Below are 22,038 nucleotides of genomic sequence, written 5' to 3' on the forward strand. Positions count from 1 at the left end.
AAATCGGTTGCTAATTTTTAAGGATTACATTTTGAAATCCTTCAATAAATTTCTGAGCAGAAAATTTCTTGGATTGCTCTTTGCCTTTTTTAATCATAGTCGCAACCCGGCTATTTTCGCTAATCAAAAGTATCATTTTTTCAGTCAAATCTTGCTGATCTCCTGTTGTCACAGTAAGGCCTGCCCCGCCTGCAACTTCCATCAAAGCTGGCTGATCCGAATGGATTACAGGCAGTCCAAAGGTCATTGCTTCTACGATAGGAATGCCAAATCCTTCGTTTTCCGAAGGGAAAATATAGGCAAACCCATTTTCATACAAGGATCTGACTTGGGCATCGCTGACATAGCCTGGTGCAATTACTTTTTCCTGAAGCCCAAGCTCCGCAACTAGTTCGTCTATAATTGGCTTATCATTCATCTGTGAACTTTGACCTGCGCCACCAGCTAATACCAATTTGAAATTGGAGTTGGTCTTTTTGAGAAAATCGGCATATGAGCGGACAAGGAGAGGCAGATTTTTTCTTTTGTCAAAGGTGCCAATATGTAAAAAATATTGTTGGCTCTGTAAGTCGTGATTTTCCAAAAATGAAGGATCTACCCCATTGGCCAACTTTTTAGGTGCCTGATGAATGACTGTCATCGGGTATATTTTTTTTAAGTATTTGTAGAGGGATTTACGGGAGTATTCAGTAGTAGTAATGATCTCTGTATCTTCTTTTAACCCTTTTCTTATCAAGCTCAAAAAGTAAGTTCTCCACCATTTTGGATAGTTCTGAGGCATTTGCCAGAAAAAAGCATCGTGGATCACAGTTAATCTTCTGCAAGGTAAAGATGCAACTGGGGAAACGAAATCTGGGCAAATCAGCACATCTGGCTTATGCTTTTTGATTAGGTCAGGAAGTTGAAACTCTTTCCAGCGAAAGTAATCCATGTGGTAATTCAAGCGCTGAATTTTAGTCTGTGGACCTTTGAAGGTCTGGTCTGCACTTTGTTTTTCGGGATCGTGTGAAAAAACCCACTCGATGTCCGGGTGTGGATGAGCCACTGCCGCTTGAGCCAGTTCCATCATGTAGGTTTTGATGCCAGTGGTGGCGACATTGAGGTATTGAAGATCGAGAAGGACTTTCATTAATATGTGGTTTCAAGCGTGTTTCAAAAGAACCAATTACCATTCCAGAGATGGATATCTTGAAATCAGATCAATTTGAATTTTTTATTTTTTACAGATAAGCCACTGATTCACCTGAAAAACATTCTGAATTAGCCTATTAAGCTTTTTACTGACTGGCATCTTATAGCGAACTAAGTTGCTGAATTTCTCTCCTAAATTGTGTGTATAATGATCATCTATCTTCAGCTCTTGCTCTTCACAAATGTTGCGAAGTAATTTCTTGGGGAAAATAAAAGTATGCTCTAGACCGTCAATCACGTCTGGCACATTCATCTTTATCATTTTCGACCAGCGATGAAAGCGATACAAGTTACTCGACATATTTGGTGTTCCAATTGCAATAAATCCCCCAGGCTTTACTATCCGCTTCATCTCCGCGATATAGGCTTTCGGATCTAGCACATGCTCTATTACATGTGAAATATGGATAAAATCAAAAAAGGAATCAGAATATTTCGCTTCCCAGATATCACCCTGGAAAGTTTCCACAGGGAAATTACTTTTCACAAATTCTAAAGCTCCCGTATCAAATTCGGTGGCATATAATTCACATTTCAGCTGATTTGCATAAGCCAGTCCCAAACCGAGTCCACATCCCACATCCAAAAACTTTGCTCCACTTTCAAGTCTCGTTAAAAATTTAGCTTCTTTCTTTATTTCTTCTTCTCTCAGGCCAGCAATCCTTTGAAAGTGACTCATTATTAGATTTTTATAGTCAAATGCCTCATAATGATCCTTATCATAATAGTTGGTGTAATAATCAGCTAATTCTTGACTATCTGCCATAGGATTTGCAAATACTAACTCGCAATTCAAACACTGAACTCTCGAGATATGGGGCCCTTTTCGATACGTGTCTATTGCGTATCCCTTAAGACTATTTGATCCACAAATCGGACAGTTTCTATATAAAATCATACAATTAAATTACTATTTCGTTTCTATTGGTCTCCAATTTTATCCGAGAATACTCCTGTACACTCAGACCTACCATCCACCAAGAAACCCAAGATACATAAGTATAGATTTCCACATTGGCCGTAAACAATGGAAGCAATAGTCCTACTTTAACTGTACCTGCGACAAAAGCCATTCGAGCCAAATTCAGATTGTCGGAATTTTTAAAAACCCTGATTGAAGTCCAGATTCCAGAGAATAGTGTCGCTATGTATAGGAGCATTCCAGCCCAACCTAGCTGTACACCATAAATCAGAAACTGATTTTCACCTCCTACACGTAGCTCTTCATTCACACTGCCAAAGTTACCACTCATTGCCAGCCCAATTCCAAAAGGATTTGAAACCATGGACTCAAGTGCCATCACCCACTCTACCACATGACCTATACTGGAAGTGTCGGCCATCGTCAGCGTATCTACCACATAGTAGTAAAAATCCTCAGAGGCAAAAAAGAGTACGTATGCCACAAAAAGAAGTAAAGTCAAGAAACCAAGCCCAATCAACTTGTATAGTTTAAACACTAATGCAACGAAAAATATCATCAGGAAAAATGCTGCAAAAGATGCTCGGGAAGAAGCAAATACAAGGCTTCCAATACAACACAGCATCACTACTAAATATTTCCATTGATGTGGCCTCTCAGAAGTCAAAAACCAAATCAACCCAGCTGCAAATCCCATCAATACTGAGCTAGCCAGCTCCAAGGGATCGGAAAAGAAACTTCCCAGTCGCTTCATCGCATTGGTGGTTTCGAATGTCCAAGTCAGGTTATAATTTCCCTGAGGCTCTATATTATTGATCTCTGCGTTGAAAAGGGCATAGCCGGTAAACTGCTGCAAGTGTGCGTTCAGAAGGTAGTTTTCCACCAGATTCATCAGAAATGCACTGATAGCGATGATAAAAATTATCTGAAATAATCGCTTCAATTCGATTTCGCCAAACTGTGTATTTCTGCCCAGTAAGTAGATCAAACTAGGGATGAACATACTCTTGAAATAGAGTGCCTTATTCATAAAGCTTGACTGGCCAATTGGTAGGATGAGAAAGATAATTGCCAAACCCATAAAGGCTAACAAATACCAATCTGTGGCTTGCATTCGTAAGGGATAGCTGAAGATTTTCTTTTGATAAATCACAAAGATTAACCCAGCCGTAAGTACGATTATTTCCTTACTGACCTGGAATAAACTTACGATAATTGGAGACCTGGTCACCAAAAATGTTACACTGAGTGTCGTAATATAAAATGGCAAAAAAGCAGCTAGAAAGAAGATAAAATAGCTCCATTTTCCATTGAATATCATTTCCTGAAGCGTCCAGAGAAAGCCGGCAGCTACTGCAAATGCGATTATAATGAAAAATATCAGCCCCATAATTCTACATTTTGTAGGGGTGATTTCAAGCCATCTTTGATTCCTCGAGCCACCGCTTTCAGCTTATTGAACCTCCCCCTAGCACAAAAATAACCCATCCATAGTACAAATCTGGTAAGATGGTAAGAGGCAGCCAAGGGAATCTGAGGACCTTTTGCATGTGAACGAACAAGGTAAAACTGATTACGCACATGGTAATAAAATACAGTAGCGCTTAAAGTTCCTTCAGCATGTTTTTTCTTGGATGAGGCCCCGGCCTCATGATAGATCATGGCATCTGCTGCCAATTCAATTGTATAGCCTTTTTCTCTAAAGCGTAGAGACCACTCTACGTCCTCGAAATAGGTAAAATAGGACTCATTGAGCAGACCAGTTTCCAATAAAGCCTTTCGCGAAATGAGCATGCAGCAACCTGTCGCCCAATCCAGTTCTCTATCTTTCGCTTGATACTGCGTATTGTGCTTTCTGTCTCCTTGAGTGATTGACCTGCAAAATAATTGATTCCATTTTCCTCCTGCACTCCATATTTTTGTCCGATCATGAAGAAAGAAAATTAGAGGTTGCACTACACCTAGAGATGTGTTTCCATAAAATTTTCGAATCATTTGGCCAAGAAAATCAGGAGCAACTTCAGTGTCGTTATTCAGTAACATTACATAAGAGTAGCCATCTTTCAAAGCCTTCTTGATACCTACGTTATTTCCACCAGCGAACCCTAAGTTAGAATTGGTTTCAATGAGGTCTATTTCAGGAAATTCATATTTCAGTTTATCCCCTTCCTGGTTTTCAGACCCATTATCTACTACAATGATCTTGAAGTCCGGATAATCTAGCAATCGTAAGGACTTCAGGCATTCAGTTGTAAAAGCATACCCATTCCAGTTTACCAGTATAATCGCAACAGATGGATCAGGAGTAAAAGCCATGGAACAAATCAGGTTTTTCAGTGCGTAAAAGCAGCATGCTTATAATATAGGCTACAATTTCTGTGGATAAAATAGCGAAACAAAGTCCTACTCCTCCAAAAAAATAGGTCAGAATAGAAGCAACTATAATCATATACAGGCACATCATCCAACTTGCTTTGAAGAGCAGTTGCTTAAGATCTGCTACTAGCAGGATCGTGATGTTCGGAATGTTCAAACACGATAGAAACAACAAAGGTGATAGGAGCTGTAAATACAGCACCGATTCACTAAGTTCTGACCGTGAAAGTACACGAATAATCCAAGGAGCTGAGAAATATGCTGATGTTGCGATGAATGCTCCTCCGAATAATACTCTGATGTACACTATCTTTAAAAATCGGTAAAAGGATTGCTCATCTTTTTTAAATAGTTTGGAAGCATTGGGGAATATTGCCTGAATAATAATTGCTGGGAAAAGTCTTAAAACCATCACCACCCGCTCCGCTAGACTGAACATTCCCAATGTTTCTGCTCCCGTAAAAAAACTGAAAATTATCAATCCCCCATTTATTGAGATGTAACCCGTAAGATTGCTGAAAAACAATAAAATATTTTCCTTCAAACTAGTCCAGATTGCTGAAAACTGGGGTCTATAGAATCTGATTTGAAGGGAACTGTGAATGTAGCCAAGTATGAACAAATTGATTAGTAGGCCTGAAAATCCCATCATAAAATTCACCCATTTGCTCTGGTCTGGCTTGTGGATAAATAGCACAATCCCCATTAGGAAAACTAGCTTGCTCAAAATATTCGCTATGCTGATAAGCTTCATTTTTTCCATACCCTGAAAAAACCACAATGGTAAGGTCGCCTCAGAAAATAGCAGCAAGACTGAGTAAAGGAGGATAATTTGGTATCCTTTGAAAAGGTTTAGCCCAAATATTCCTACCAAAACCAACAGCGTAGCAAAAACAGCAAGTAGAAATTTAGCGGAAAAAATGTTGGAAACTAGGTGGGAAAGTGCCGTCTTATCAGTTTGATTTACTGCGACAGCGCGAGGTGCGCTTAAGTTGTAGCCGAACCCCACCATAATATTGAGTAGGATGATAATTGAGAGCGCAAGATTAACCAAACCAAATTGATCTACTCCAATACCCTGAATCAGCAGCGGCATGGATATGATGGTGATCAAAATGTTGGAGGATTGAATTATAGCCAGAAAGAGAAAATTCTGAATTGATTTACTCTTGATGATTTCGCCGATAGGAATGAGTCCCAGTTTTTCTAGCATGCCAGCTTACCGTTTAGCTTTCCTGCACATGCTTCTGATATAATCGTAGGAAATAAAGCCACATGACAGCAATTATTCCAAGGATCAAGCATCCATAAACCATACCTTTTACCAGACGAATCTCGGACCTTTCCAATGGAAATCTCGGAGAATCGATGATTTGAATCAATGGGGAATTGTTCCGATGGTTGACCTTGGCGATCTCTAAGTTTTTTACTACTTCTTCATACACAGCACCAGTTGCCTGCACATCAATCTGCCGCTTTTTCGTTTCTATAGTTGCTGACGAAAGTAGCGGGTTGGCATTAGGTACACGGTCAGTGGCTGTGGCAAAAGCTCCTATGCTTTCGTCCAAAATTTTGCGAACACTATCTGCTTGAGACTGAAGAATTGCCAGATTTTCACTGGTCTTTTTAGTCTTTGTTTCCCTGTAAAATTCATTCACGTTTTCCACCAAGCGTTCATTAAATACCTTGGCATAGGCCTCATCTTTGGAAGAAACAGAAACTTGTATAATGGTAAGTTTTCGGTCTGGTTTGGCTACAGAAAGCTGTTTTTCCCGAACCAGTTGAGCAACTTCTTTGACTACTGAATCCTGAGCTACAGGGAAACTTTCTCTGGGAATGGAAAAGTCCATTGATGCTATATCCACTTTGGAAGCCCATTTTTTATCTAGTTTTTCAAAAGCTATAAATCGATCAATTAGCAGTTGGTTTTCGTCAAAAGGACTTAATAAAGCTTCATCAAGCATTCGCTCAGAACGATAAAGCTCCATGATGTTGTCACCTTGGAAAAGGCCACTAGTCCCACCCATAGAACCTAGATTGACGCCTACTAAAGAAGCTAATCCAGACATACTACCCATTCCTCCTGAGTCGCCATCTTCCAATACAAAGGAAGTGGTCGCAATGAAAACTGGCTTTTTAAAAATTGAAACAAGTGCTCCAAGACCTATTCCGAGCAAACTAGCCAAGAGTAAAATCTTCCATTGGGAAAGAAAATAGTTAATCCAACTGGAGAAGTTTTGGATGACTTCTTTGATTGTGAATTGGTTATCTGTAAAGTGCTTTGATCCCGCCATTACTGCCAGTTGATTTGTGAAATGACTAATCCAAGCGTAGCTAAGCCAGTGGTAATTCCCACAATTTCTCCAAGTCTAAGTGGCACTTTTGGACCTTTGGTAGGGACGATGACTTCTGCTCCAGGTTCTACAGGTGGATAATTCCTAATTCCTAAAAAGCCTTTGGTTCTTTTTACTGCACCGTTGGCATAGACCACGTACGTTTGCTTTCTATTTGCACGACGCTCAAAACCTCCCGCACCGTTGATGTAGTGTTTCAAACTTCTGCCTGACTCATGGCGAAGGGTAGTTGGATAGACCACATCTCCTCGCATTCTTACTGTTTGGAACAATTTGGGAACAGATAAAATATCTCCTTCTTCAATTAGCAAATCGTCTTCGGAGCCTGGATTCCTCAGTATTTCTTCCAAATCAATAGCGACGGCTTCGGTTTCTTTTAGTTTCACTGCAAATCCTGGAGTTTCAGAAGCAATCTGATCCAGAGACTCCTTTTTACTTTGGGCCAATTGATTATCTACCGGAGACTCAGCACTTGGAGATTCTGTCAATAAACGTTGAAGTAATTCTGCCTGTGCCTCGGAATTGCTTGGATCTTCGGCAAGTTTCATTTTCAAGCCTTCCAAATTTCGCTGACGGCGAATTTGTTCTGATTCTGTATTGAAAAACTCAGTTCTGCGGATTAAAGTAGCGCCTTTGGCATAAGCAAATTGATTAAGCCCGCCCGCTCTTTTGATCAAATCAGAGATTCGTTCTCCACTACTTTGAATTGCAAAAATCCCAGGTGAATTCACTTGACCTTCTACCGCAGTTAATTTCTGCATGGTGAAGCTGGCTCTTTTCCGTACGATTACCTGGTCAAAAGGTACAAGGGAAGGAGAGTTTGGGTTGTAGCCCAAATTAGGATCTACTTGAGTCGGAATGATATCAGCTAATGTACCTAAGTCTGAATCTTCCAGTCTTCTGGCAATTTCTATATCTTGGGAATTAGCAGATTCCTGGAAACCTCCAGCCATCACAATCAAATCTTCCACTTTCATCTCCGCAGAATATGGGTAAACGCCAGGCTTTTTGACCTCGCCAAGAATTTGAACATATTGTTCATTGTTGATGTCGTATATGCTGGCAATTCTTACCACATCTTCCCGTCTCAAAGGAACATCTGGGACTGTGCCATCAAGAACTCCTCTAAGATTTACCTGAATCATTTCTGTACTTAAGTCTTCCTTTGTGCGCAGGATACTCGCCTGGGTGGTGTACGCATCACCGCGAAGCCCTTCGGCATTTTTTACCAGTTGGGACAAAGTAAGTCCTTCTTCCAATGCAAAAGTGCCTTCTCTGTAGACAGCGCCTTTAATTTGAACTCGGTTGGAATAGCGATCTAGGATTCGTTGAACTGTAATTTCATCACCACCTTTCAGAATAAACATGTCGAACTGGTTCTGATAAACGTCCGAAACTGAGCGCTGATTTCCTGTGATTCTGGAAATGGCCACTCGGTCCTTGAATGCTTGATCTGTAAATCCTCCGGCATATCGTAAAAGGTCAGAGAAATTATCATTTTCCATAGCCTCAAAAATCATCGGGCGCTTTACTTCTCCTTTGATTTTGACATGAGAAACATAGGGAGGCACTAGGATCACATCCTGATCTTGAAGCTTGAGGTCAAGTTTAGCAGTGCCATTAATCAATAAATCATAGACATCTATCTCAGCGATTTGCTTATTATTTCTCACCAACTTGATTTTCCGCATGGAGCCATTTTCATTTGGTCCACCAGCAGCATATAAGGCATTGAAGACAGTAGAAAATGCACTTAGGGTAAAAGTACCAGGAAGACGAACTTCACCCAGAATATTCACTTTTATGGAACCAACATTTCCTAGAGTCACTTGAAGAAATGTATTGGGATTGCTTCCGAGCAGACCAGTATAATATCTACCAATTCTATTTTTCAGGATGCCTGTAGCTTCTTCTATTGACTTTCCAGATACAGAAACAGGCCCAATATTATCCAAAAGAACGAAACCATCTGGATTTACTGTAGCTTCATAATATTGCTCCGATTGTCCGTAAATATCTACATAAATCAAGTCTCCAGGGCTTAAAACATAACTTTTTGGCGTAGCCTGATTCAGACTTGGTTCAAAGCTTAAACGTCGATTTCTCTGGTAAAAAAGAGATGTCCCAAAGATTTCATTCCCATCTGGCTTTTTAAATGTGCCATCGGAAAATTGAAACATTCCTAAGGCTATTTCATCCATGTCGACTTGCACACGTTCGTCGCGTTTAGAAACTTTGGTGTTGCGGATGGATTCATCTTCGCCTTCAGATATTCGATTTCTCATCTTGGCTACCTCGCTAGGAGGCATTCCTTGGATTTCAAGCGCCTTCAGAAACTCCGATTTTGAAAGCCCTGCGTTAGTTGACCGGTCAAGTAAATCCTGTACTTGATCATCAGAAAGTTCATCAACTTTGATTTTGCTTGCGTCGCTTGTTTCCTGCGCGAAAGTTTGAGGAATAGATAGCCCCAGAAAGGCAAGAAATACGAAAAAGTAAGAGAAGCGTTTGATTGAAATCATAAAGAAAAGGTAGTCCCAGGTGAATCAAGAACAAATATGGAGATTAAAAATCCATGAATTTCTTAATTCTACCAAATATAGTTCCAAAAACCTAAGTTCTCATGCTCACTTGAGTATACTCACTCCGTACAATTCCGGCATATTTCGATCTGGGATCGATCGCTTAGCAATTGCTTTCTGAAGTTATGATAGGGTAGGGATGACCAAATGGATTCCAAGGATTGGGCTTTCAACTCACCCATGACAAACTTTGCGTCTTTATCAAAGCAACAGGGGACGATCTTGCCATCCCAAGTGGAGACTGCACCTTGCCACATGCGCCAACATTTGTTTTCTAAGCGCTTTTTTAGTTTCCACTTACCATTTCCCTCAGGTACATATCTTGAATAGCCTAAGTCAGAAGGAATCAACTCGGAGCCATTTTCGAAGTCGTAGATCTGGGTGGTTTTTAATTGAAGTTCATCAACCTCCATTTCTTTGGCCCAACGCTTTAATTCTGGAAGTTGGTGTTCATTCTGTCCGGTGACGAGAAACTGTAACACCACGCGTGGGAAGTTTTGCCGGGATTTTTTTCGTTCTGCCAAAAGCAATTTTATTCCATTTTGTACCTTCCCCAAATTTCCTCCAATTCTATATTTTTCATAGATGTCCTGCGTGATTCCATCCATCGACACGATCAATTGCTTTAGACCACTTTCTAAAACTTCAGCTACTTGTTTTTCCTGTAAATAGTGAGCATTGGTGGAGGTGGAGGTGAAAATTCGCTTGGAATTTGCGTAAGCCACCATTTCCAAAAAGCGGGGGTTGAGGAATGGCTCACCCTGAAAATATAAGTGTAGCCAAGTGAGGTGACCTTGAACTTCGTCAATCGTTTTCTTGAAAAGTTGTTCTTGAAGCAAACCTGTCGGACGGGAAAAATCACGTAATCCAGAAGGACATTCTGGGCATCTGAGGTTGCAGCTAGTAGTAGGTTCTATTGAAAGTGTTGTAGGTTTTCCCCAAAGAATTGGTCTACCAAATACTCTTGAAATCTGAAAAGAAATAGCCAATAAGGCGTAATTCCATGTTTTCCGAAAGGTCAGAAATCGTAAGAAGCAAACGGCCGTGACGAGGTTGTTTTTCACGGGACTAAGTAAAGAATAGATAGAGGAAGAAGCAATTCAGCTAGTTTATTTTACTACCTCTAAAACTGATACTGGTTTGGCTTTATTTTTCAGTGTGAATTCTCCTAAATCTCTAAAGGAGAACAACTCTTTGATTTCATTGGTACACTTTTCCAAGATTAATATTTGACCAGGAGAGGCTGCATTTTGAAGTCTCGCAGCGACATTCACTACATCACCAATTACGGTATAATCAAGGCGTTTCAACGACTGGGAACCGATATTTCCAGAAACCATTTCACCGGAATTAAGACCAATCGATACTTTAGGACTAAAGTTTGATTTCTCTGAGTACAGAGGCATCGCGTTCATTTTATCACGGATGGCGATGCAAGCTCTTAGTGCCCTAGCTACTTGATCGGGACCTTTGAAAACAGCCATCACCGCATCTCCTATGAATTTGTCTACAGCGCCTTTTTCCTCGATTATTTCCCGGACCATCAGGTCGAAATATTCATTGAGTAAAGGCACCACGATATTTGGCTCTTCATTTTCTGAGATTTTTGTGAACCCACACAAATCCACAAAAGCTACCGTCGCCTCCACAGTTTCATTTTCCATCAGTGAGGTTTCAGATTCTTTACCCACCATGAAATTGAGAACGGTCTCATCCACATACATTTTTAGAATGTTATTTTCCCTCATTGCAGTAAGGGTGGATTTGATCTGATTGATGTGCTGAAGTGTCTTCTCTATGGTGATCTCCAAATCCTGAAAATCTACCGGCTTGGTAATGAAGTCAAATGCACCGCGATTCATGGCTGTTCGGATATTTTCCAAATCACCATAGGCAGAAATAATCACTGCTTTTAGCAGAGGATTTTGCTCCTTCACTTTGGTCAAAAGAGTCAATCCGTCCATTTCTGGCATATTGATATCACTCAGAATCATGTCGATATCTGGCTGTTCTTTTAGAATATCCAATGCTTCCCGACCATTTAGCGCAAACACAAAATCATATTCTCCAGCTCTGATCTTACGCCTGAATTTCTGGGTAATAAGGACTTCTAAATCTGCCTCATCATCTACTACAAGTATCTTAGACATAGTTTAATGTTCTACTCTTGGTTGATAACTTTACCGATTTCTTTACGAAGTGAATCAAAATCAATCGGTTTTGTGAAAAATTCTTTCGCACCAGACTCCATTGCCTTTTTATAGTTCTCGGTGTCTCCATAGGCCGAAATCATACTGACATTGATTGTGGGAAATTGGCTTTTCACTCTATCCAACAATTCTAGTCCTGTCATGCCTGGCATATTGATGTCTGAAAACACATAAACAACCTCTGGTGGGTGCTCACTATCAAGTAGCCTCAGCGCCTCGTCGCCCGAAAAGGCGAAGGCAAGTTCCAAAAGTCCACTTCTAACTTCCTTTCTAAATTTTTGACGAAAAAGTAATTCTACGTCTCGCTCATCATCGACTATTAATATTTTTGTCATGGTGCTGTTGATATGGGTGGTAATGTAATTTCAAATCTGGTAAACTCTCCTTCTTTTGATAAAATCGACAAGCTACCTTTATGGGCTTTCACTATATCGTGTGTTATTGACAAGCCTAAGCCTGTACCTTCCTTTCCTTTTTTTGTGGTAAAAAAGGGCTCTAAAATTCTATTCAAAATTGGCTCTGGGATTCCTGCGCCATTATCTTCTATCTCAGTAATTATTTTTTTCTCTATTTGTTTAGTCCTAATTATAAGTTTTGGCTGATAGGTTGGTTGTTGATCTACTTCGGAAAGTAAGTTGAGCTTACTTCTCATGGCATCAAATGCATTATTACAAAGGTTTACAATCACTCGACTGAAATCTTCTGCGATGATGGATACCAATCCGATGTCTGTATCTAAATCCCATTCAAAACTGACGTTAATTGGGTTTTTACCAGCACGCATGCCATGAAAAGCTAGGTTGACAAACTCTTGAAGCAAGCCATTTAAGTTAGTCTGCACAAACTCACTTTGCCCACCTCTGGAGTGCATCAACATGGACTTAACTATACTATCAGCCCGCTTACCGTGCTGTAGGATCTTTTCAAGATTCGATCTGATATCTTGTAACAATTCTTCAATGTCAGCAATCGTATCATTTTGCTTTAGGTTTTTGAGCTCCTCTACTATTTCCTCTACATACTCTATACTTAGTTCAGAAAAATTGTTGATAAAGTTGATCGGGTTTTTAATCTCATGAGCAATACCAGCCGATAGTTGTCCGAGACTTGCTAGCTTTTCCTGTATTAATAATTGCTCTTGAAGCTCCTGATATCCCTTCAGGGATTTCTCCAGCTCCAACGTTCTTATTTCCAAGAGGCGTTTTAACTCCTTATTTTTCTCAATCCAATCTTCTTGTACCTTATCCATAATTTTGGGTATCTATCGGTAATCGAATACAAAACTCCGTGCCCTCACCTTCCTTGCTTTCCACAAGAATTTTTCCTCCATGTGCTTTTACAATATCGTAACTTATTGATAAACCTAAGCCTGTCCCTTGTCCAGTAGGTTTGGTAGTGAAAAATGGTTGGAAAATCTTTTCCTTTACTGACTGATTAATTCCTTTCCCGTTGTCTTTTATTTTGATTTCTACCCAATCCCCAACTCGCTTCGTAGATACTTGGACTAGGGGTTCAAATCCAGCTTTGCTTTCGCTCTTTTTTTCAGTCACTGCGTAAAAAGCATTATTTATTAAGTTAAGCAAAACTCTACCTAATTCCTGAGCAACCAGTTCTATTTTCCCAACTGTAGGATCATAATCAGCGTCCATTGAAGAATTAAAAGTCTTGTCTTTTGCCCTTAAACCATGATAAGCTAGTCGCAGGTATTCATCAGCTAGCGCATTGATATCTGTCAGCGCTCGATTGCCTCCACTGATCCTGCTGTGCTGAAGCATTGCTTTTACAATTGCATCAGCGCGTTTGCCATGTTGATTTATTTTATCCAGATTCTGCTGAATATCTACACTGATTGCTTTGGCTTCATCCAGATCACCTTTTTCCAATTCTTCACGCATCTCCTCCAGCAGTTCACCACTGACCTCTGAGAAGTTGTTGACAAAATTCAGCGGGTTTTGGATCTCATGTGCTATTCCTGCAGTTAGCTCGCCCAGTGAAGCCATTTTCTCTGATTGTACGAGTTGACTTTGAGCATTTTTCAGATCATCAATACTCTTCTTGAGCTGTGCCGTCCTGTGTGATACCCGTTCTTCCAAAATGCGATTTTCTTTTTGAAGATATTTGGATCGCACTTGGACAATGGCATAAATAAATGCTGCTAATATGGACGCAAAAACTAAGTATGCTACCCATGTCTGCCACCAGGGCGGAGAAATAGTGAACTTGATAGTCGCTTCCTCGCTCCATATTCCATTAAATCCACGAGTAGCCACTTTAAAGGTATAATCACCGGGAAGGAGATTGTAGTAATTTTGTGTGATACTTCTTGGGCTTATTTCAGACCAACTCTCATCTTCTCCTTGTAACACATATCGATATACAATTTTATCTCTCCCCATAACATCCTGATTCATAAAGGAGAAGTTCATAGAGTTTTGATCAAAAGGCAGTACTAAGCCAACAGGCATTTTACTCACCAAATTGACACTGTCCCATGTAATTTGATTTTGAATCAAGTAGCTACTGTCATTTGGGATATCTTTTTTGGTATAAAACTCGGTGTGATCTGTATTCCAGATGGTGTCTTCCTCAGTGAATAAACTTTTGATAAAATTGGTACCAAGAAAATCAGGATTTTGATCCATGATATTGATTTTAGTCAGGACCACGGCGGGCTGTAGCGTGTCAATTTTAGGAACTTGTGTATTAACGGACATGATAGGGGCAGCACCCCACCAGACATTCCCATTGGAAGTATAGGTTGCTGTTGCCTGGTTGTAATCATTAAAAGGAAAACCTTCCCGCTTACCATAATTGTAAAAACGCCAGATAGAATTAGGGTTGTCTTTGATCGGTCGTTTGGCTACTACAATGCCATTATCAGTTCCGAAATGCAAGTCATTTCCTACTTCCACGATATCGTATATCACTGGAGGGTTTAAGCCTTGCTTTGGAGTCAAGTTTGTGATCGTATTACTTGTCAAATCAATGACAGAGAATCCTGCATCACTTCCAACTATAATTTCTTCGCTTTGAGTTTTGATCATCATAGAAGTGTAATCACTGGTCAAGCCAGTGCGCTCACTTAGGTAGCTGACCTGCCCAGAGGCCGGATCCACAATATCTACTCCTATGTCGTTTCCGAGCCAAAGTCTTCCGTTTTTATCTTCTTCTATTAGCCATACACGTCTAGACGCTAGGCCCGAAGATTCATCTATTTTTTCCAGAGAGGAAAAGTCTGGACTAAACTTCAGTACACCGTCCACAGTTCCAAGCAAAATATTTCCCTTTGAATCCCGAATTGATTTCCATGCAATTCTGGCAACATCTGGATCTAGTTCAAATACCGATGCAATATTCGTGTTCAAATCAATAAGGGTAAAGCCACCAAAACTTCCGAATAGAAGTTCGTGATTTGATATTCTCGAGACAGATCGATGGTTGTTTATATTAGCATTGCCTGGGAATTTTAAGAGATATATTTTCTCTTGCTCAGGATCGTAAATATTAATTCCTTCATAAGTCGCCATCCAAACCTTCCCATTTGGGCCTTCGTGTATTCCCCAAACTTCATCATTCACTAAACCACTGTTGGCATTGAAGTGCTGAGAGAGCATTCCTTCTGGGTTAATCAAGAGCACCCCCGAATTATCTGTTCCTAGCCAAACATTTCCCTTTGCATCGGTCATTGTAGCCGAAGGAAAACTACTGCCTCTAAACTTGGCACCTGTATGTATTTTTTTGATTTTTTGAATTTCAGGATCGTACAAGCTAATGGTATCGTTGTCCGTAATCCAAGCCCGATTATGCAAATCAAAAGTGACAGACAAGGACTTCCCAAAATAACCCTGCTCAGGACCAAGTCTGGTAAACGTATTTTCTTTTAAGGAAATAGCAATGGGTTTTTCCTCAGGTGAGGATGCCCAGACCTCACCAGTTGCATTCTCGGTAAACTCGTAAAAGAAGCTTCCTGAGCCTATTCCTGCGTTTGCAGAGATAAATCTGATAGACGAACGCTCGGGGTTTAATACTCCGATTTTTCCAGTCATACCAAACCAAAGATTATTTGCTTTATCCAAATGTATCCCGCCTGCAGTTCTTATGCTTGGCTTGCTAAGGAATGTTAATGCATGAAGCTTCTTAGAAGTTGGGTCTAGAAAATGTACCCCTGTATCTAGATTTCCCAGCCAAAATAATCCAGATTCGTCCTCATCTATTCTTATAAATTGTGTCCCAATCTGATAGTTGGTCAGCAAGCTGTGGTTTATATCCAATACATAAAGGCCGGACAGTTGCGATAAAATCAGCAGACTTCCATCATTTGCAATCTCTAGGTCAACAATGTAGTCGATTAGCCCATCAGGATTTCTTGGGAGTACATTGTAATTTTCAAATTGATCTCCGGTAAATTTAGAAAGCCCTCTTTCTGTAGATATCCAAATCATGCCATTGAGATCAGTCACCACGGCAAAGACTTTATTACCAATTAATCCCTCAGTTTGACCTATTCTCAATATGCCTGCGTTCGAAAGGTCGGACTTGGAAAGAAATGCCAGTTTGGTGATTTGAGGCTCTAGCAAAAGCTGTTTTTTGACTGGAATTGAAATGCCTGAAATCGAATCCAGATTTAGCTTTATTTCTTCCTCATCTGTCCAAGCAATTGGTGAAGCTAAAGGAGGAGATTCTAGCCGTTTAAAATCTAGAATATCAAATGGTTTCGATGGTAGCCTAGCAAAATCTATTGTATGATTAATAGCTTCTGGGACTTTTTCCGAGGGGATCTTACTCCAAATTAGAGGTTTTCCATTGGGTACTTCAAATGGCTTTACAATTGGCTCCTGATATTCAGAGGGGTTTTCAGGAAAGGGAACCACACCTCCTTGTTGGCAAGACGCAACTATCACTATCAAGCATAGAAAAAGGAAATAAGTTGATATATGATGGTAGCTTTTCTTCATAATTAACTAGGGTTGGAGGATGAAATAAACAGGTTGATTGTAAAGGTTGTTCCTTCCCCTTCAGTAGACTCTACACGGATTTCGCCGTTGTGAGCCTTAATAATATCATAACTCAAAGAAAGTCCCAGTCCAGTTCCTTGCCCTGTTGGCTTGGTCGTAAAGAAAGGTTGAAAAACCTTTTCTACTATTGCTTTTGGTATTCCTTTTCCGTTATCAGTCACTTTGATTTGAATGCCATGTTTATCGTTGCTTAGCTCGATTTTCGAAGTTTGCACGGTTACTAAAGGCTTATAATCATCTCCTACTTCACTCTTCTTTTCATTGACTGCATAAAAAGCATTGTTAAACAAATTAAGCAGTACTCGTCCCATGTCTTGACTCACCATAGGAATTAATGGAAGAGTTGAGTCAAAGTCCATTTCAAAATCAGAATTAAATGAGCTGTCTTTGGCCCTTAAACCGTGATAAGATAGTCTTAAATACTCATCTGCAAGCACATTTATGCTCGTTGGTTCTTTTGATCCTTTGCCACTTCTGCTATGTTGAAGCATACCTTTTACTATAGCACCGGCGCGCTTCCCATGCTTGGTGATTTTTTCAAGATTACTTTCAATATCCTCAAGAATATCATCTTCCAATTCTGAATCACGCTCTTCTTGTGGTCTTGCTCTTTCTTCTTTGATTTCTTTGACCAATTCATTGGTCACTTCTGAGAAGTTGTTCACGAAATTCAGCGGGTTTTGAATTTCATGTGCTATTCCAGCCATCAATTCACCAAGAGAAGCCATTTTTTCCGAATGCAGTAGCTGAGCTTGCGTATCCTTCAAATTCTCATGTGTGGAAGCCAACTCAGTGTAGGCAACTTCTATAGCTTTGGCATGTTCTAATTCACGTTCCTTTGTTCGCTCATTTTCAGCCTTGATAACCTGGTTTCGCTGATAAATAGTAATTGGGTAAATCAGTGAAATGAAAAGTAAACCATAAATCAAATATGCCCACCAGGTTCTGTAAAGTGGAGGTAAGACTTCGAAACTGTAACTAATTGGAACCGTCCATTCGCCAGCGCCTGCGTCCACAGGTCCCGTAAATCGAGCTTTTACCTTGAAAGTGTATTTGCCTTCTTGAATGTTACCGAAGTTGGCGGTGGTTTTCTTCAGAATCGGACTCCATTTCTCATCGTAGCCTTCGAGAATGTATTGATACTCTACCAAAAATGGCTTGGATAACTCGTCCGTCCCAAAATCAATGTTGATGTCGTTGTTTCGGTAAGGAAGAACAAGATTTTGTGGAAGGGTAAAAAAGCCAGAAATACTGTCGAATTCTATTCCATCGTATTTATCCTGTAACTCTGTTCGCTCAGTAGTACTCAATTCTTTTCCATAAACAATCAATTCATCTATGGTGCGGGGAAAGGTATTCGTCGAAATAGCATCATATTGCTTATTTAAACTGTGCCAAGAGATCACTTCTTCACTTAAGCGCAATTCCTTGATCAAGACAGATGGAGTTGTATGATTTCGCTTTAATTTATTGTAATCAAACCGAACCAAAGCAGTTTTGTTATTTCCTGTTCCGGCCCAAAGTATGCCTTTTTGATCCACGTACATTCCATTTTGGCCATCAACAAGATCTTTGACAGGAAAGCCTGTTTCAGAATTAAAGACTTCAATATTTCTCAGTGAATCTAATGGTTGACCTGTTTTGGCCCCATCAAAAACTGTGATCCCAAGATTGGTGCCTACAGCAATTTTTCCATTTGGTAATTCTGCGATTTGTAGAATCACATTGTCAGGAAGTCCTTCGTTTGTGGTGAAGTTTTGGAATAAAGAGGTAGGATCTTCTAAAATTGATTTGTAATCACCCAGCTCACTTACAGCTTCTATTTGCTTGATTTTTTCAGCACTCAAAATGCTTAGGCCATTCTCTGTGCCTATCCAGAGATTACCTTGTTTGTCTTTTACAAGTCTTATCACGGCATTATCAGCTAAACCCTGATCAGAGGTGAAATTTGTGAATGTCAATCCATCAAATCTACTCAAGCCACCGTCTGCTGCTCCAAACCAAAGCTTTTTGAAATTATCTTCTGCGATACCTAAAACGACGTCTCCGGCTAAGCCATTCTGCGAGGTGTAAGTAGTGAATGATTCCCAATCAAATTTGCTTACTCCTCCGCCATCTGTGCCAAACCACAAATTTCCCTTTTCATCTTCACTAATATTATAAACTTCATTTGCAGCCAATCCATGGTCGATGGTATAGGTAGTAAATGCTGCCCCATCGTACATGCTCACGCCTCCTCCACCTGTTCCGAACCATAAGTTGTCTTTTTGATCACGATGGCTACTACTTACAATTTCACCAGCTAGCCCTTGAGCAGCAGTATAGTTTGTAAACTTTTCACCATTAAACCGGCTTACGCCACCTCCAGCCGTTCCAAACCACAAATTCCCAGCTTTATCCTCAACCGTGCTCAAAACAATATTTCCACCTAAACCTTGAGAGGTGGTAAAGTTGGTGAAGCTACCTCCATCAAACCTGCTGACACCGCCTCCTTCTGTACAAAACCATAATTTCCCATTGGCATCGATCACCACATCCAAGATACTGTTGCTTGCCAAACCTTGCTCTCTGGTGTAGGTAGTCATATGTTGCCCATCGTATCTGCTCGCGCCTTTTTCGGTAGCAAACCATAGGATCCCTTCACGGGTTTCGGCAATGCTACGTACTACCAAGCTTGCAAGACCATCTGCATGCCCAAAGGTTCTGAAGTTTTGTCCATCGTAACTACTGACTCCACCGCCTATCGTTCCAAACCAGATTTTTCCTGAACGATCAACTTTAATACTTCTAATTCTATTAGAAGAGAGCCCTTCCGAAATCGTGAAGGTTGTAAAAGTAGTTCCGTCAAATTTACTTGCTCCTCCTCCATTCGTTCCAAACCAAATGTTTCCAGAAAGGTCCTGAGCAATACTAATCACTACATCATCTGCTAATCCCTGCTCCATAGTATAGGTTTGGAAAGAACTACCATCAAATTTGCTTACTCCACCACCGTAGGTTCCAAACCAAATATTGCCTTCAGCATCCTCCATTATGCTCAAAATGGCATCATCCCCTAGTCCACTTTCAGTAGTATAGTTGGTGAATACTTTGCCATCAAATCGACTGACTCCACCTCCTACTGTGCCAAACCACAGAATACCTTCACTATCTTCTAAAGCAACTCGAACCGAATTGCCGGCTAATCCCTGTGAGGTTGTATAGTTTGTAAAAGCTAAACCATCAAATCGACTGACTCCTCCTCCATTGGTAGCAAACCAAAGATGCCCTCTGCTATCCAGAACAGCGCTGTTAACTGCATCTAAGGCCAAACCATTGTCTGTCGAGTAATTTTTGAACTGTGAAACTCCGCCATCTCCTTGGATGAATGGTTCACCTGTTAAATCACGTACGATCTGATCATTTTCATCAGTTAAATAAGGTAAGTTTTGAGAAATAGGGTTTTCTAAATTGACCCGAGTCAGGGACCCTAATTCATTCATGTGCGAATAGGAGCCACCAGATTGGGTTGGAATTTTGATTCGTACTGGTTTTGGTGCTTCTGCTAAATTTATTTTAATAGGCTGAATTGAATCTGCAAGATCACTCAGGGAGGTCATTTGTGGAATAGCCAGAAGAGTAGTTGTAGGTACAGCTTTGTCCTCCTGTGGTGTAGCACAGGAAAAAAGAAGTAGTACGCCTCCTAAAAAAAAGAGAATATTTCTCATTACAAAAACTCGATTTGGTATAAATCCGTTGGCCTAGATGTTCTAAAAAGAATTGTAAAAGGTAAATATATTTTATGCCATATAAAATGCCTTACATAAAACAATTTTTGCACTTTTTTAATAATTCAGCCAATCATTAAATCTTCAAAAACGCCTGATTCTTACTTATTTCAAAATTTTTGATGAAAAGGTAAAGTTTGAAAAGTCCAATTTTGAAACAGTTAATGTGTAGTTATGTTGGTGTCTCATCTTAATTCAATTGCTCAAAGAAATGAAGAATTCTGTCCAAGATTCTTGTCCGTTTTCCAGCTCACTTGTTTGACTAGTTACTGACAATTCTCCTCCATGGGCTTTGACTATATCGTAGCTTAATGAGAGGCCTAAGCCAGTTCCAAGTCCAGTCGGTTTCGTCGTGAAAAATGGTTGAAATATTTTGTCCTTGACAGAATCTGGCATACCTGTCCCATTATCTTTCACTCGTATTTCAACGCCATTAGTTGTTCTCTTTGTACTCAGCCAAACAGTAGGCTTATATGTGCTTGCCAGTTCAGAATCCTGAATTGTACTCAATTGCTTTTTCTTCTCAGACACCGCATAGAATGCATTATTCACCAAATTTAGAATCACCCTTCCTATCTCCTGAGGGATTACATCTACTGTACCTACTTCATCGTCAAAATCAGTTTCCATGCTTGCATTGAATGACTTATCTTTTGCTCTCAACCCATGGTAAGATAGGCGAAGGTATTCATCAGCCAACTCATTAATATTGGTAGGTTCTTTCACCCCAGTACTGCTACGGCTATGTTGGAGCATGCCCTTCACGATGGCATCTGCACGCTTTCCGTGATGAACTATTTTCTCCTCATTCGCCTCCAGATCACTTACGATGAGCTTTATTTCGTCCAGATCTCCCTTTGTCAATTCGACTTTTAACTCTTCCAGAAGCTCTTTATTTAGCTCAGAAAAGTTGTTTACAAAGTTCAAAGGATTCTGAATCTCATGGGCTATGCCTGCCGTCAGCTCACCCAGTGAGGCCATTTTTTCAGAATGTACCAACTGTGATTGCGCTGCTCTGAGTTCGTGTAAGGTCTTTTCCAGCGACTCTTTTTGGGCTGTGATTTCTGCAGTACGTTCGGCTACTTGAATTTCCAAGGCGTCCTTTAGCTTTTGCGACTTCTTAAACTCAAGTTCTTGATGAGCAGCTTTAATTCGCTCAAGCTCTAAGGCCTTTCTTTGCTTTCTATTAATGATAAACTGAGCTACAAGCCAGATCCACGCAAATATGGATGCAGTCCCAAACAAATTGTCCCAACGATCATAAAAATCAGGTGCTATCAGCTCAGTAAGATCTTCGATCACATGAACAAGCACCACGGGGAAAAATGCATATACAAAAGGCTTTAGCGGTTCAAATACTTTTCGATTGTAAGCTGCGTAAACCACATATAAATTTACGGCATGGCCTATCCATCGCGTTATTTCTTCTAGGCTATCAAAAACTATGTTTAAGGCTAATAAACAAGAGGAGGCTATTAACGCTTTTAAAAATATACTTTGCCACTCAGGAAAAAGCTCCTTGGTTTGGGCATGCGTTTGGAGGAATCTAAAAGCAATGATCAGAAGTATAAAATCCATAGATACTGAGCTAGAATTAAAAAAACGGTACTAAGCAAGAAGCAAA

At 40.2% G+C, this 22,038-nt stretch carries 14 protein-coding genes; all 14 read right to left on the reverse strand.

From position 1 onward, the window contains the following. Nucleotides 1-10 precede the first annotated feature (10 nt). The gene (locus ACPUEN_RS15660; RefSeq protein WP_425636835.1) at nt 11-1,129 is read right to left on the reverse strand and encodes a glycosyltransferase family 4 protein; all 1,119 of its coding nucleotides are present in this window, start codon (nt 1,127-1,129) and stop codon (nt 11-13) included. A gap of 84 nt (nt 1,130-1,213) precedes the next feature. Continuing rightward, nucleotides 1,214-1,957 carry a class I SAM-dependent methyltransferase gene (locus tag ACPUEN_RS15665; protein WP_425636836.1) on the reverse strand — a complete coding sequence of 248 codons (744 nt, stop codon included), beginning with the start codon at nt 1,955-1,957 and terminating at the stop codon, nt 1,214-1,216. Between the two features lie 136 nt (nt 1,958-2,093). Continuing rightward, a complete protein-coding gene (locus tag ACPUEN_RS15670; RefSeq protein ID WP_425636837.1) occupies nt 2,094-3,503 on the reverse strand; it encodes an O-antigen ligase family protein in 1,410 nt (469 codons plus the stop codon). Further along, entirely contained in the window at nt 3,494-4,429 is a 936-nt protein-coding gene (locus tag ACPUEN_RS15675) for a glycosyltransferase family 2 protein (RefSeq protein WP_425636838.1), read from the reverse strand. Before ACPUEN_RS15675 ends, ACPUEN_RS15670 begins: the two co-directional genes overlap by 10 nt. Next, complete coding sequence (locus ACPUEN_RS15680; RefSeq protein WP_425636839.1) at nt 4,413-5,702, reverse strand: oligosaccharide flippase family protein; 1,290 nt, start codon at nt 5,700-5,702, stop codon at nt 4,413-4,415. The genes ACPUEN_RS15675 and ACPUEN_RS15680 overlap by 17 nt, the downstream gene beginning before the upstream one ends. A 13-nt stretch (nt 5,703-5,715) precedes the next feature. Continuing rightward, nucleotides 5,716-6,783 carry an exopolysaccharide biosynthesis protein gene (locus ACPUEN_RS15685; RefSeq protein ID WP_425636840.1) on the reverse strand — a complete coding sequence of 356 codons (1,068 nt, stop codon included), beginning with the start codon at nt 6,781-6,783 and terminating at the stop codon, nt 5,716-5,718. Further along, complete coding sequence (locus ACPUEN_RS15690; protein ID WP_425636841.1) at nt 6,783-9,362, reverse strand: SLBB domain-containing protein; 2,580 nt, start codon at nt 9,360-9,362, stop codon at nt 6,783-6,785. The genes ACPUEN_RS15685 and ACPUEN_RS15690 overlap by 1 nt, the downstream gene beginning before the upstream one ends. Before the next feature lie 119 nt (nt 9,363-9,481). Then, complete coding sequence (locus ACPUEN_RS15695; protein WP_425636842.1) at nt 9,482-10,486, reverse strand: radical SAM/SPASM domain-containing protein; 1,005 nt, start codon at nt 10,484-10,486, stop codon at nt 9,482-9,484. 45 nt (nt 10,487-10,531) lie between these two features. Then, complete coding sequence (locus ACPUEN_RS15700; RefSeq protein ID WP_425636843.1) at nt 10,532-11,572, reverse strand: adenylate/guanylate cyclase domain-containing protein; 1,041 nt, start codon at nt 11,570-11,572, stop codon at nt 10,532-10,534. A gap of 11 nt (nt 11,573-11,583) precedes the next feature. After that, nucleotides 11,584-11,967 (reverse strand): response regulator, encoded by a 384-nt coding sequence (locus ACPUEN_RS15705; protein ID WP_425636844.1) that lies wholly within the window; start codon nt 11,965-11,967, stop codon nt 11,584-11,586. After that, nucleotides 11,964-12,881, reverse strand: a complete 918-nt coding sequence (locus ACPUEN_RS15710) for a sensor histidine kinase (RefSeq protein WP_425636845.1) — start codon at nt 12,879-12,881, stop codon at nt 11,964-11,966. Before ACPUEN_RS15710 ends, ACPUEN_RS15705 begins: the two co-directional genes overlap by 4 nt. Further along, on the reverse strand, nt 12,874-16,587 hold the full coding sequence (locus tag ACPUEN_RS15715; RefSeq protein WP_425636846.1) for an ATP-binding protein: 3,714 nt from the start codon (nt 16,585-16,587) through the stop codon (nt 12,874-12,876). Before ACPUEN_RS15715 ends, ACPUEN_RS15710 begins: the two co-directional genes overlap by 8 nt. Nucleotides 16,588-16,589: 2 nt before the next feature. Next, on the reverse strand, nt 16,590-20,354 hold the full coding sequence (locus ACPUEN_RS15720) for a two-component regulator propeller domain-containing protein (protein ID WP_425636847.1): 3,765 nt from the start codon (nt 20,352-20,354) through the stop codon (nt 16,590-16,592). Nucleotides 20,355-20,609: 255 nt separating this feature from the next. Beyond that, nucleotides 20,610-21,992, reverse strand: coding sequence for a sensor histidine kinase (locus ACPUEN_RS15725; RefSeq protein WP_425636848.1), 1,383 nt, complete (start codon nt 21,990-21,992; stop codon nt 20,610-20,612). Between the last annotated feature and the right edge of the window lie 46 nt (nt 21,993-22,038).

The sequence above is a fragment of the Algoriphagus yeomjeoni genome, assembly GCF_049821175.1.
Lineage (GTDB): Bacteria > Bacteroidota > Bacteroidia > Cytophagales > Cyclobacteriaceae > Algoriphagus > Algoriphagus yeomjeoni_A.